This window comes from Arthrobacter citreus, from assembly GCF_038405225.1.
Lineage (GTDB): Bacteria > Actinomycetota > Actinomycetes > Actinomycetales > Micrococcaceae > Arthrobacter_B > Arthrobacter_B citreus_A.
This window is the reverse complement of record NZ_CP151657.1, coordinates 1,929,465-1,941,994: the sequence shown is the minus strand read 5'-3', so window position 1 is coordinate 1,941,994 and position 12,530 is coordinate 1,929,465. Positions and strand designations below refer to the sequence as shown.

The 12,530-nt window shown below is 66.8% G+C and carries 12 protein-coding genes and 1 tRNA gene; 8 read left to right on the top strand and 5 right to left on the bottom strand.

The genetic code is table 11. From position 1 onward, the window contains the following. From AAE021_RS09010 to AAE021_RS08995, 4 genes are all read left to right on the top strand, one after another. Positions 1-1,110 carry a prephenate dehydrogenase gene (locus tag AAE021_RS09010; protein ID WP_342025267.1) on the top strand — a complete coding sequence of 370 codons (1,110 nt, stop codon included), beginning with the start codon at positions 1-3 and terminating at the stop codon, positions 1,108-1,110. Next, positions 1,107-1,808 (top strand): (d)CMP kinase, encoded by a 702-nt coding sequence (cmk, locus tag AAE021_RS09005; RefSeq protein ID WP_342025266.1) that lies wholly within the window; start codon positions 1,107-1,109, stop codon positions 1,806-1,808. The genes AAE021_RS09010 and cmk overlap by 4 nt, the downstream gene beginning before the upstream one ends. Positions 1,809-2,000: 192 nt before the next feature. After that, positions 2,001-3,554 (top strand): ribosome biogenesis GTPase Der, encoded by a 1,554-nt coding sequence (gene der / locus AAE021_RS09000; protein ID WP_342025265.1) that lies wholly within the window; start codon positions 2,001-2,003, stop codon positions 3,552-3,554. Between the two features lie 116 nt (positions 3,555-3,670). After that, a tRNA-Pro gene (locus AAE021_RS08995) sits at positions 3,671-3,744 on the top strand. A 110-nt stretch (positions 3,745-3,854) separates the two neighbouring features. Here AAE021_RS08995 and AAE021_RS08990 read toward each other — a convergent pair. Further along, complete coding sequence (locus AAE021_RS08990) at positions 3,855-4,508, bottom strand: hypothetical protein (RefSeq protein ID WP_342025264.1); 654 nt, start codon at positions 4,506-4,508, stop codon at positions 3,855-3,857. Between the two features lie 119 nt (positions 4,509-4,627). Beyond that, complete coding sequence (locus AAE021_RS08985; RefSeq protein WP_342025263.1) at positions 4,628-5,212, bottom strand: small multidrug efflux protein; 585 nt, start codon at positions 5,210-5,212, stop codon at positions 4,628-4,630. Position 5,213: 1 nt separating this feature from the next. On the opposite strand from AAE021_RS08985, the gene AAE021_RS08980 reads away from it, so the two are divergent. Both AAE021_RS08980 and AAE021_RS08975 read left to right on the top strand, forming a co-directional pair. After that, positions 5,214-8,150, top strand: coding sequence for an ATP-binding protein (locus tag AAE021_RS08980; RefSeq protein WP_342025262.1), 2,937 nt, complete (start codon positions 5,214-5,216; stop codon positions 8,148-8,150). 38 nt (positions 8,151-8,188) lie between these two features. Then, positions 8,189-8,752, top strand: coding sequence for an AAA family ATPase (locus AAE021_RS08975; protein ID WP_342025261.1), 564 nt, complete (start codon positions 8,189-8,191; stop codon positions 8,750-8,752). Positions 8,753-8,764: 12 nt separating this feature from the next. On the opposite strand, the gene AAE021_RS08970 is transcribed toward AAE021_RS08975, so the two are convergent. Genes AAE021_RS08970 through AAE021_RS08960 form a run of 3 tightly spaced genes read right to left on the bottom strand, consistent with a single transcriptional unit; the run spans position 8,765 to position 10,531 of the window. Then, positions 8,765-9,286, bottom strand: a complete 522-nt coding sequence (locus AAE021_RS08970) for an alpha/beta fold hydrolase (RefSeq protein ID WP_342025260.1) — start codon at positions 9,284-9,286, stop codon at positions 8,765-8,767. Between the two features lie 49 nt (positions 9,287-9,335). After that, positions 9,336-9,950 carry an HAD family phosphatase gene (locus AAE021_RS08965; protein ID WP_342025259.1) on the bottom strand — a complete coding sequence of 205 codons (615 nt, stop codon included), beginning with the start codon at positions 9,948-9,950 and terminating at the stop codon, positions 9,336-9,338. After that, entirely contained in the window at positions 9,947-10,531 is a 585-nt protein-coding gene (locus AAE021_RS08960) for a GNAT family N-acetyltransferase (protein WP_342025258.1), read from the bottom strand. The genes AAE021_RS08965 and AAE021_RS08960 overlap by 4 nt, the downstream gene beginning before the upstream one ends. Before the next feature lie 146 nt (positions 10,532-10,677). Here AAE021_RS08960 and AAE021_RS08955 point away from each other — a divergent pair, with 146 nt between their 5' ends. Both AAE021_RS08955 and AAE021_RS08950 read left to right on the top strand, forming a co-directional pair. Continuing rightward, positions 10,678-11,199, top strand: coding sequence for a class I SAM-dependent methyltransferase (locus tag AAE021_RS08955; RefSeq protein ID WP_342025257.1), 522 nt, complete (start codon positions 10,678-10,680; stop codon positions 11,197-11,199). Between the two features lie 192 nt (positions 11,200-11,391). Further along, positions 11,392-12,519: a PQQ-dependent sugar dehydrogenase gene (locus AAE021_RS08950; protein WP_342025256.1), complete on the top strand. Its 1,128-nt coding sequence runs from the start codon at positions 11,392-11,394 to the stop codon at positions 12,517-12,519. Positions 12,520-12,530 lie beyond the last annotated feature (11 nt).

Here is a 12,530-nt window from a genome sequence, read left to right as displayed (position 1 = left end):
GTGGGCGCGGCACAGGGTTCCGCCACGCACCTGACCGGTCCTGTTCTTGTGATCGGGACCGGCCTGCTCGGCACCAGCATTGGGCTGGGGCTGCGCCGGCAGGGCGTGGACGTTGTTTTGTCGGACATCTCGCCGTCGACGGCGGCGGTGGCCCGGGACATCGGTGCCGGACGCCTGCTGGACACGGTGGAGGAGGGTTTCACGCCCGAACTGGTGGTGGTTGCCGCGCCTCCTGACGTCACCGCGTCCCTGGCTGCGCAGGCGCTGAAGGACTGGCCCGACGCCGTCGTGGTGGACATTGCGAGCGTCAAGGGCGCCGTCCTTTCGGACCTGCGTGCATCCGGCGCCGATCTCAGCCGCTACGTGGGCACCCATCCCATGGCCGGGCGGGAGAAATCCGGTCCGGTTGCCGCGCTGGGTGAGCTGTTCACGTCCATGCCGTGGGTCATCTGCGCCAGCGCCGAAAGTTCGCCGCAGGCCGTCAAGGCCGCTGAAGCGCTGGCCATCGACCTGGGGGCCGTGGTGTCGCGCATGAGCGCCGAGGATCATGACCAGTCTGTGGCTTTGGTCTCGCACCTGCCGCAGGTGATGTCCTCGCTGGTGGCCAGCCGGCTGCAGGAAACCCCTGCGCAGGCCATGGCCCTGGCCGGCAACGGCCTGCGGGACGTGACGCGGATAGCCGCCAGTGATCCCAAGCTGTGGGTGCAGATCCTTTCCGGGAACGCTCCCCGGCTGGTGGAAATCCTCTACGGCGTGCGTGAGGACCTGAACCGTCTTATCGGCACGCTCGAGGATCCCGTGGCCGACGGCGCGCGCCTGGACATGGCGCAGCTGATTTCCGAGGGCAACACGGGACAGGCCCGGATTCCGGGCAAGCACGGCGCGCCGCCGCAGTCGTTCGTCAGCTTCACGGTCCTGGTGGATGACACCCCGGGCCAGATCGCCCGGCTGCTCACCGAGATCGGCGAGATTGGCGTGAACCTTGAAGATCTTCGGCTGGAGCATTCCTCCGGCCAGCAGGTGGGACGGGCGGAGATTTCCGTCCTGCCCAGCCGCGTGCACAACCTCGTACATGAATTAAGCGCCCGCGGGTGGAAGGTAGTGGAGTGACTGAAGAACGTAATCCGGCCCTGTTTCGGCTGGGAAAGCCCCTCGTGGTGGCCATTGACGGCCCTTCGGGGTCCGGCAAGTCCAGCATCAGCCGGGAGGCCGCGCGCCGGCTCCGTGCGGCGTACCTGGACACCGGCGCCATGTACCGGGCGGTCACGCTCTACTGCATGGAAGCCGGCATTGACCTGAGCGACGCAGTGGCCGTGGAAGCCGCGACGCGCAGCGCCGACATTGAGCTCAGCACTTCTCCGGACGCCGAGTGGGTCCGCGTCAGTGGCCGCGACGTGACGGACGCCATCCGCGAGCCTTCGGTGTCCTCCTCCGTGAGCGCCGTGGCGACCACGCTGGGCGCCCGCGCCGAACTGGTCCGCCGCCAGCAGCAGATGATCGCGGACTCCGGCCTGCGCATCGTGGCTGAAGGCCGGGACATCACCACCGTCGTCGCACCGCGGGCCGAGGTGCGTATCCTGCTCACCGCTTCCGAGGAAGCCAGGATGCGGCGCCGCGGCGTCCAGCTCGGCGGCACGCAGAGTGCCGCGGCGCTCAAGGAGCAGGTGCTCACCCGTGATGCCAAGGATTCCACCGTAATGAATTTCCAGCAGGCGGCCGACGGCGTGGTCACGATCGATTCCTCGGACCTGGACTTTGAAGAAACCGTCCAGGCCGTGCTGGACGTGGTGTATTCCAGCACACACTAGGCCTCTTCGGAGGTTAACAGCGCTGACGTGCACCGGTAGGGTCAAATGCCCTGCCGGTGCCGCACGTGTTTCAATGGACAGGTGGAACTGCGGTGTCATCACCCGCGGAACCCCTCACAATACTTACCGGGCTGAACTGTCCGGAGACGGCCTGCTTGCAGTGCTGCAGACCTCAACGGAAAGAAAGCAAAAATGACGAACTCCTCATATTCCGGCACCGCCGGCGACGAGACGGGCCAGGAAGAGTACATCCCGGCCGGAGAGGACCAGGTTAACGAACGCCTGGCCAACATGGACGACGCCGAGACCGAGCTGCGCGCGGATACGCTGCGCGCCGGTCTGGACGACTACGAACTTGACGAAGAAGACGCAGCCCTGCTGGCCGGCGGCTTCGAAGAGTACGACGAAGACGCGCCGCTGCTGCAGGATCCCGTCGTCGCCATCGTGGGACGGCCGAACGTCGGCAAGTCCACCCTGGTGAACCGTATCCTCGGCCGCCGCGAAGCCGTTGTCGAGGACACCCCCGGTGTCACCCGTGACCGCGTTTCCTACCCCGCCACCTGGAACGGCGTTAACTTCACGCTCGTTGACACCGGCGGCTGGGAGCACGACGCCCGCGGCATCCATGCCCGCGTGGCAGGCCAGGCCGAGGTGGCCGTGGATCACGCCGACGCCGTCATGCTCGTGGTTGACGCCACCGTTGGCATCACCGCCACGGATGAAGCCGTGGTGCGGATGCTCCGCGGCAAGAAGAAGCCGGTCATCGTCGTCGCCAACAAGGTGGACGACATCCAGAACGAAGCCGACGCTTCCCAGCTCTGGGGCCTCGGCTTCGGTGAGCCTTACCCGGTCTCTGCTCTGCACGGCCGCGGCACCGCCGACATGCTCGACGCCGTCATGGAGGTGCTGCCCGAGTACTCTGCCTACGGCGGACTGGACAAGTCCGGCGGACCGCGCCGCATCGCCCTGATTGGACGCCCGAACGTGGGCAAGTCCTCGCTGCTGAACAAGCTGGCCGGCACCGAGCGCGTGGTTGTTGACGACACCGCCGGCACCACCCGCGACCCGGTTGATGAGCTCATCGAACTCGGCGGGCGCACCTGGCGCTTCGTGGACACCGCCGGTATCCGCCGCCGCCAGCACATGGCCCAGGGTGCCGACTTCTACGCCTCGCTGCGTACCCAGTCCGCCCTGGAAAAGGCCGAGGTCGCCGTCGTGCTTCTGGCCGTGGACGAAGTCCTCAGCGAGCAGGATGTCCGCATCCTGCAGCTCGCCATCGAGTCCGGCCGCGCCCTGGTGCTGGCCTTCAACAAGTGGGACCTGCTCGACGACGAACGCCGCCGCTACCTGCAGATCGAAATTGAGCGCGACCTTGCCCATGTGGAGTGGGCTCCGAGCGTGAACATCTCGGCCAAGACGGGCTGGCACAAGGACAAGCTTGTACCCGCCCTGGACACGGCTCTGGAGAGCTGGGACAAGCGCATCCCCACCGGCAAGCTCAATGCCTTCCTGGGCGAGCTCGTCGCGGCGCACCCGCACCCGGTGCGCGGCGGCAAGCAGCCCCGCATCCTCTTCGGCACGCAGGCCTCGTCCCGCCCGCCGAAGTTTGTGCTCTTCACCACCGGATTCCTGGATCCGGGCTACCGCCGCTTCATCACGCGCCGCCTGCGTGAGACGTTCGGTTTCGAGGGCACGCCCATCGAGGTCAACATGCGCGTGCGCGAAAAGCGCGGCAAGAACCGCTAGACGCTGTGGTGCCCCGGAGGCTGCTGAGGCCTCCGGGGTTTCCCGATTCGGGAAATTCACCAATCATGGGGTAGAGTATTCGAGTTGCTTCGGCCGGAATCAAACCGGTAGAACAGCGGGTTGTGGCGCAGCTTGGTAGCGCACCTGACTGGGGGTCAGGGGGTCGCAGGTTCAAATCCTGTCAACCCGACAACTGGGCCTGACGGAACGAGAGTTCCCTCGGGCCTTTTGTCGTTTAAGCGGCCTTTTTGTCGTTTAAGCGCCTTGGCTGTTAACTGCCGGCTTATGCGCCGGTGCCCGTCAGTTCCCGTCGAGCGCGCCGCCGCCGAACGCGCTCCCGTCAAGGATCCAGTTGTAGCGCAGCCGGAGCGCACGCTCGGTGCTCGCGGCCACCGTTGTTACAAAAAGTGCCGCGTTGGCCGCCGCCGGAAGATGGAACGGACTGGACAGCGTGCCGATGCTGTCCGCGATAGGCGGGAGCAGCATGATCTGCTCGACGATTTGCGGAACGCCGAGTACCGCGGCGACCGCCAGGATGCTTAACGATATGAAGCCAAGGGTGCGGCTCAGCGCCGGGTTGCTCGCCTCCAGACGCGCCCGCCGTCCCTCGGCGGAGACCGGATCAGGCACGAGCTGCTGCTCGGAACCGTCGTGCCTGACATAGTGGCAGCGCTTCAGTCCGAAGCCGCTGACCTCAACCTCGATGGTTCCGCCCGGCACCGCGAATGCTGCCGGGACCATTGAAACGGCTTTGTTGACACCGTTGCGGTACAGCCTGGCGCGCACCTCACCGTCGACATCACCCCCGAGCCGGATGTCGATGGACCAGGTCTCCGGTTCGCCTCCCTGGCCGATGATGTGCAGGTGGAACAGGGACCGTGAAAGTCCCTGCCACCAGTGATATTGAGGCAGCAGATGGCCGTCTCCGGGCTTCACCGCTTGCTTGGATTGCATTTTTCCTCCCGCTGTCGGTTCTTCCGCTGTCGCTTCTTCAGGGCAGCGCCGCCGGTTCGACGGCGCTGCCCTGAAGACCGTCGATAGTTATTCCCATGCCGGTTTTTCCCGCATACGGCCTAGACCCCTACGACGAAGGTGAGGGCGGCCCAGAGCGACACCGTGGCGACGGTCGTCCAGAGAACGATCGCCACGCCCTGCCACAGCAGCACCCAGCCGCGTGGTGTTCCGCTGGCGATGAGGATCGCTGAGGTGAATTGGGTCGGGATCGCGAGCGGGCCGAGGATGCTGGCCCCGGGGACGCCGAACCGGACGAGCCACTTCGCAAAGCGCTGACGGCCTTTGGACTGGGGTTTATCCGACGCGGATCCTTCCAGGGCTGCTGATCCCTGGTATCCCGGGCCTGCCGGGACCAGTGCGGCGTTCCGGGTGGCCTCAGCCCGGTCCCGGTTGTGCTTCACCACGGCCGTGCGTGCACGCGACGTGACGAGCACGACGACGAGGACGCACAGGAAGTTTCCGGTGGCGGCGGCAAGGCCTGCAACGATGGGGTTCAGGCCGCCCACTATGCCGATGAGGGAGGCGACCTCGCCCTCGATGAATGGAATGGCCCCGGCAAGCATCACGATGAACGGACGGATGATCTCGGGTACCTGGGCTGCGAGTTCCTGGAAATTGACGATGAGTTCCTGAATAGGGTTCACGGTGCTGACCTCTTCCGGTGCGGGTTGTGGTGAATCATTTTCCTGCTGGTACTTCAGGCTCGCACCCGCGCCGGATCCTTCGCGTCGGCAGGGGGCACTGCATGACCCCGTCCCGTATCTGCCCTTGGGCCGGACCGGTTTCGTTTGCGTAGGTAACAATTGCCTACTAGGGTGCTGGGAAGCTCTGAAGGGAGCCACTGTGGATTTCCTGGGTCGACGTGCTGAACGCGCCACGATAGACAGCCTCCTTTTCCAAGCTCAAACGGGGCTGAGTGGAACAACAGTGGTGCGCGGGGAAGCAGGTATCGGAAAGACCGAACTGCTCGAGTACGCGCGCCGTGAGGCGCAATCCTTGGGGTTTCAGGTGGTGTCAGCTGTTGGCGTGGAGTCTGAAACACAGTTCGCCTACGCGGCGTTGCACCAGTTATGTTCGCCATTGCTTGACCACGCGGCTGCCCTGCCCGAGCCGCAGCAGGCCGCCCTCGGCGTGGCGCTGGGGCAGCAAGGCGGATCGGCGCCGGACCGGTTCCTCGTGGGGCTGGCGGCGCTCAACCTGTTGGCGGAGGCGGCCGAGGGAGGGCCGCTTTTGTGCATCGTAGACGATGCACAATGGCTGGATGAGGCATCCGCGCAGGTCCTCACGTTCGTGGCGCGGCGGATAGCGGCTGAGCGCATTGTGCTGGTGTTCGCGGTGCGCGACCCCACCGACCGCAACCTTCTCCCGTTCGACGGCTTGCCCGTCATGTGCCTGGGCGGACTGGACGAAGCCGACGCCCGGCTTCTGCTGGCAGGGTCAGCACATGCCCCGCTGGACGAGGACATGCGGGACCGCCTTTTGACTGAAGCACGCGGGAATCCTCTTGCGCTGCTGGAACTGGCCGGAAACATATCAGTGGCCTGGACGGGCGGTTTCGAGCTGGCCGATGTGCGGGACACCACCCACCGGATCGAGGATACGTTCAGGCGCCGTGCAGACAGCCTGCCGGCGCCGACTCAACTGCTGCTGCTGACCGCGGCTGTCGATCCTACCGGTGATGTGACGCTGCTTTGGCGCGCGGCCGCGCACCTGGGGATCGCCTACGAGGCGGCAGCGCCCGCCGAAGCAGCCGGGCTTTTGGAGATTGACGGCCGGGTGCAGTTCCGCCATCCACTGGTGCGTTCGGCGGTTCTTCGGGCCGCTGCTCCGTTGGACCGCCGCCGAGTGCACGGGGCGCTGGCAGCCGCTACCAATCTGGAGGCCGACCCCGACCGGCGTGCCTGGCACCTGGGGCAGTCCGTGCTGGGAACCGACGAGGACGCCGCCGAGGAGTTGATGCGCTCGGCTGAGCGGGCACGATCCCGCGGCGGGCTGGCCGCCGCCGCGGTGTTCATGGAGCAGGCGGCCAAGGTGAGCCCCGATCCCGCTGCCCGCGCGGGCCGTGCCCTCGAAGCCGCCCATGCCAAGCATGAGGCCGGCGGATCCGCTGCCGCATTGGAGCTGCTGACCGTTGCAGCGGCCGGGCCGTTGGATGACCTGCAGCGCGCCCGTCTCCAACTGCTGCGCGCCCAGATCACGTTCCACCTGGCACGCGGCGGTGAAGGACAGGTGATGCTGCTGGCCGCCGCCAGGAGCCTCGCCCCGCTGGATCCGGCGCTGTCACGGGAAACCTACCTCCGTGCCCTCGAAGCCGCGATGGTCACCGGCAGCTTCCGCAGCGGCAGCGATGTGCAGGCAGTGACTGAAGCTGCCCGCGCCGCGCCGGCCCCGGTCGGATCTCCGAGGCCGTCGGATCTGTTGCTCGACGGGCTGGTCTCCCTGTTCACACTCGGGTACGCGGCCGGTGCGCCCGGCCTGCGGCGTGCGTTGGAGGCGTTCGCTGACGATGGGGCAGCCGCTGACCCCATGGACACCACCGGCAGATGCCGCTGGGGGTGGCTGGCCAGCAGATCCGCAATGGCGCTCTTCGACGACGAGTTGTTCCATACCCTAACCGTCCGCCATATAAAGCAAACCCGTGAGGCCGGCGCTCTGGCCACGCTCCCTCTCGCTCTTCTCGGCAGGTCCACCATGCTGGTGCTATCGGGTGAGCTCGCCCGCAGCGCCGAGCTGACCGCGATCGCGGCGCCTTCCAAAGCAGTCCCCGTGCTCCACGCACAGCTCGTTAACTGCGCCTGGCGGGGCCGTCCGGACGAGACCGCCGAAATCCACGCTGCCATCCTTCACCGGGCACCCGGAGATGCCCACGGCACCGAGGATTCCCTGTCCCAGTACGCCATGGCGGTGCTGCACAACGGACTGGGCAACTACGACGCGGCCTTTACTGCGGCGACCCTTGCCTATGAGTCCGAAGCGCTGAGATACCACAACTTGGCCCACACCGAACTCATTGAAGCGGCATGCCGTTCCGGCCAGCCGGAGGGTGCAGCCCATGCGGTGGAGGAGTTAACCGCCCGGGCTCTGGCCAGCGGAACCCCATGGGGGTTTGGACTGGCGGCGCGCTCACGCGCCCTGACCAGCACCGGGCCGGAGGCGGAGGGACAGTACCGTGAAGCCATCAGCCAGCTCGGGCAGTGTCGGATCGCCAGCTACCTCGCCCGCACCCACCTCGTCTACGGCGAGTGGCTGCGCCGCGAAGGGCGCCGCCATGACGCCCGTGAACAGCTCCGTACCGCGCACGGGCTGCTGCTGGACATGGGTGCGGACGGGTTCGCGAACCGAGCGGCCCGCGAGCTGCGGGCCACCGGGGAGCACCCCCGCAAGCGGAGTGAACAACCGACCGATTCCCTGACCGCCCACGAGCTGCACATTGCCCGGCAGGTGGCCACCGGTGCCACATCCCGCGAAGTTGCCACACAGCTCTTCCTCAGCCCGCGAACGATTGACGCCCACCTGCGCAGCATCTTCCGCAAGCTGGGCATCAATTCGCGCCGGCAACTCCGGGAGCTGCCGCTTCCCTGAAACCCCGTCCCTCAAACCGAAGCGGTACTGTGAACGCCATGGCAGCGGACGTCATCCTCCTGACCGGGCCTCCGGGGGTCGGAAAGAGCACAACCGCCGGACGTCTCGCCCGGACCTATCCCAAGGCTGTGCACCTGCAGACTGACGATTTCTGGCATTACATAGCAGCCGGACACATCCCGCCGTACCTGTCCGCGTCGGATGCCCAGAATCAAACGGTGATGAGCGTCATCCAGGGAGCCGCCAGGACGTATGCCGGGGGCGGCTTCGTGACTGTTGTCGACGGCATCATCGGCCCCTGGATGCTGGCCCACTTCCGCTGGACTGCCGCCGGGGCAGGCGCCGGGTCAGGCGCCGGTACACCCAGGGTGCACTGGATAGTGCTGCGCCCGAGCCGGGAGGAGGCCCTGCGGCGGGCGCTGGCCAGGACATTGCCCGGGGCACTCGTCGAAGAAGGGCCCGTCACCGCGATGTGGGATCAGTTCGCGGATCTGGGAGCCCTGGACCGGCATGCGATCGACACCTCCGCCGATACCCCGGAGGTGACACTGGCAAGAGTCCGGGAAGCCGTGGAAAGCGGGGCATTCCTGCTGAGCGGTTGACGCCCGGAGAGCTCAGTGTCCCAGCATCCTGACATCTTGGAGGACTTCGCCCATCCGCCCCTGAAACTGGTGTCCGCCGCTGTCATGGCGGCGGATGATGGCCTGCGAAAGCCGGGACGCGTGGCGGTCCACATGATCAGCCGGCACGACGTCGTCGTCCATGCACTGGTGGAGGAACAGCGGCAGATCCGCCGGCAGTTCGGCATCCATGGGCAGGGAGTACTCCGCCTGCCAGCCTTCAGAGCCCCAGAACGGCATCGCCAACAGGACCAGCCCGCGGGGCAGGGGTTCCACGGGGTCATCCGCGTAGTGCAGGAGGACCATGGATGCGCCGAAGGAATGGGCGACGACGACCGGTTGCGGGCCGAGGGTCCGGAGCTGCCGGTTCAGCTCACGCCGCCAGCCTGCGGCCGACATGTCCTCATCGGAAAAATGGGGCGCCAGCACTTCGGCTCCCGGGATGCCGCGCAGCTCGGCGGCCATCGGCTGGTCATCCGTCCAGCCTCGGGCCCCGTGAACAAAGAGGATGTCCATGGGTTCTCCTTCCTGCCGGCTGCGACGCCCGTTGCTTCAGGGCCGCTTGTTACCGGGCGAGCCGGGCCAGTTCCGCCCGCAAATCAATGGTGCCGGTGTGCAGCACCGTTTGAAACCCCTGTTCCTTCGCGGTGGCTATATTCAGGGCGTTGTCATCAATGAAGACAATGTCCGCCGGCCGCGCTTTCAGGTCTGTGGCCACATGACCGAAGATCCGGGGATCGGGTTTGATCATCCCCAGCTGCCCGCTGAAGTACAGACGCGCAAAATACCGGGGCCACGCAGCCTCGGCGGTGTAGCGGCGTGACATCGCCGCGGGCATGTTCGACAGCAGGGCCAGGGAAGCACCCTCTTGTCTGAGCGTGTCCAGCACCGCCAGGGTGTTTGGATTGAGGTGGGACCACTGGGCCGCGTCGAGGGCTTCCAACTTCCGCAGCTCTTTCTGGTCCGGGGCCCGACCCAGGACCCCGGACCAGTACTGCTCCGGGTCCACTGTTCCGGCGTCGAAGTCCCTGCGGCGTGCCCAGTACGAACTTCCGGGCGGCTGGAGATCCAGTCCGGTGACCCGATGGAGAGCCCGCCAGTCCGCAGGCGTGGGTTCCGTGGAGATCACCATGCCGTAGTCGAAGAGGTACCACGCCCCGGGGCGGGACAGCCGGCTCATGCGGCGGCCAGATCTCTGCGCATGAGCCACCGGGCCAGCCCGCTGGATTTCGATGCTGTCTCCGCCACACGTTCAAAACCGGCGGACTCAAAGAGCCCCGTGGTTCCCACGTACGCCAGCGCGGAGCTGATGCGTCCACCGCCGGGGTCCACCGGGTAGGCCTCCAACGCCGGAGCGCCGGAGGCCCGCGCATAGTCGACGGCGCCGTCGAGCAGACGGGCGGCCAGACCCTGCCGGCGGAACGGCGGACGAATGACGAAGCAAACAATGCTCCAAACGGGTGCGGCATCCACCGTGGGGATGGTGCGGGACCGTGTCAGCCGGTGATGGGATGCCCGCGGGCTGACCGAACACCAGCCGGCGGGTTCGCCGTCCACGTAGGCAATGACTCCCGGGGGCGTGCCTTCCTCTGCGAAGCGGCGCAGCCGGGCGGGGCGTTCCTCGCCGGCCAGCGCATTGAACTCACCGCCGGGGATCCGGTAGCTGAGGCACCAGCAGGCGGCGGAACCGGGTTTTGCGGGGGCAAGGACCGCAGAGACATCATCGAAGCGGTCGGCCGTGGCCGGAAGGACCTCGATCATGCAAGCTCCTTGTCTCAAGGCACAGAACTGCTACGCCGCCGAGCATAACCCGGCCGTGGCCCCGGGACGGTTTTTGGTTGCACCGCCTGCCTTCGCTCTGAAAGCCTGCTGTGCATCGGGAGGACGGGAAACGAAAGGCCTGAATGATGCCGGCATCAAGTATTCCGGACCGGGTCCGATGGGCTGTGGGACTGCTGGACCTCTCGGCCGCAGACCGGGTGTTGGAGATCGGCTGCGGGCCGGGCGCGGCGGCCGAGCTGATCTGCCCGCAGCTGGACTCCGGTTTTTTGCTCGCCGTGGACCGCTCGGGGAGGGCCGCCGCGCGGACCCGTTCCCGTAACGCATCCCACGTGGCGGCCGGACGGCTGAAGGTTCTGGAAGCGTCCCTGGCCCAGCTGCCGGACAGCGCCGGCCTGTTCGACGTGGCCTTCTCCCTCAACGTCAACGTGTTCTGGACGGATCCGCAGGGACCGGAACTGGACGTCTTGTTCCGGTCCCTGCGCCCGGACGGGCGGCTCGCCATCCTCTTCGGCCCGGATCCCGGCCATCATCCAAACGCGGCTGACCACGAGGGAGTCATAGCGGATCAGGCGCTGCACCGCGGCTTTCGGGATGCGCGGACGCTGCGGGAAAAACGGGGAACAGGGGTTTTGCTGCGCCGAAGCTGACAGAGTCCGGTCACCTGTTCTGGGCGGGGTATATGTGCGCCGGCTGGACTGCCGGCCGGAATTACTGCCAGCCGGAGTTACGGAGCGGCCGGAACAACTGCGCGGCAGGGTCTCGCCCCGGACCGCACGGCCCCTTACCCTAGGTAACGCCCCTCACCCCAGGAAAGCCCGCCACGCCAGGAAGCCCGTCGAATGAAACGCGGACCCGCCATGGAACGACAACGACGCCGGACGGCCGGAGCCGTAACCGCCTGTGCCGCCGCTGCCCTGGGCCTGGCCATGGTGAGCGCATGCAGTTCTCCACCCACCGGCCCTAGCCCGCCGCCCGCCGGTGATGGCACCAGTGCCTCTGAAACCGTTGCCACGCAAACCCTGACAACCGGTCTCGAAGCACCGTGGTCGATAACCTTCCACGGCGGCACACCGCTGGTCAGCGAACGCGACTCCGCCCGGATCCTTGAACTGGACGCTGAAGGAAACGCACGCGCCGTCGGCGGCATCAACGGAGCAGCCGACGGGGGAGGGGACAGGGGAGAGGGCGGCCTGCTGGGCATCACCGTGCGGGACGGGTTCCTCTACACCTATTCCACCGCCGGCGGCGAGAACCGCATCGAGCGTCGGGAGCTGACGGGCAGCGCCGGGTCCCTGGGACTGGGTGCCTCCGAGACCATTGTGGCGGGGATAGAGGCAGGCCCAATCCACAACGGCGGACGCCTCGCGTTCGGGCCGGACGGAATGCTCTATGCCACCACCGGTGACGCCGGAAACCGCGACAGCGCCCAGGACACCGAATCCCTCTCCGGAAAGATCCTGCGGATGACCCCGGACGGCGGCGCCCCGGAGGACAACCCGTTTCCCGGCTCGCTTGTCTACAGCTATGGACACCGCAATCCGCAGGGCATCGCCTGGGACGAGGCGGGAACCCTCTATTCGAGTGAATTTGGGCAGAACACCTGGGACGAACTCAACGTGATTGAACCCGGCGGTAACTACGGCTGGCCCGAAGTGGAGGGCATCGCCGGCACGGACGGCTTTATTGATCCGGTTCAGCAGTGGGAGCCTGCGGAGGCGAGCCCCAGCGGCATAACCGTGGCGGGAGGCTTCGTTTACATTGCCAATCTTCGCGGGGAGCGGCTGCGCACGGTGCCGCTGGCTGATCTTCGGACCTCCACCGAAGCCCTGACCGGTGAGTACGGGCGGCTGCGCGACGCCGTCACCGCCCCTGACGGCTCAGTGTGGGTGCTGACCAACAACACGGATGGCCGGGGCCGGCCCGGACAAGACGATGACCGGATTCTGCGCCTGGACGACGGCGGCTGATCCGGCAAAGG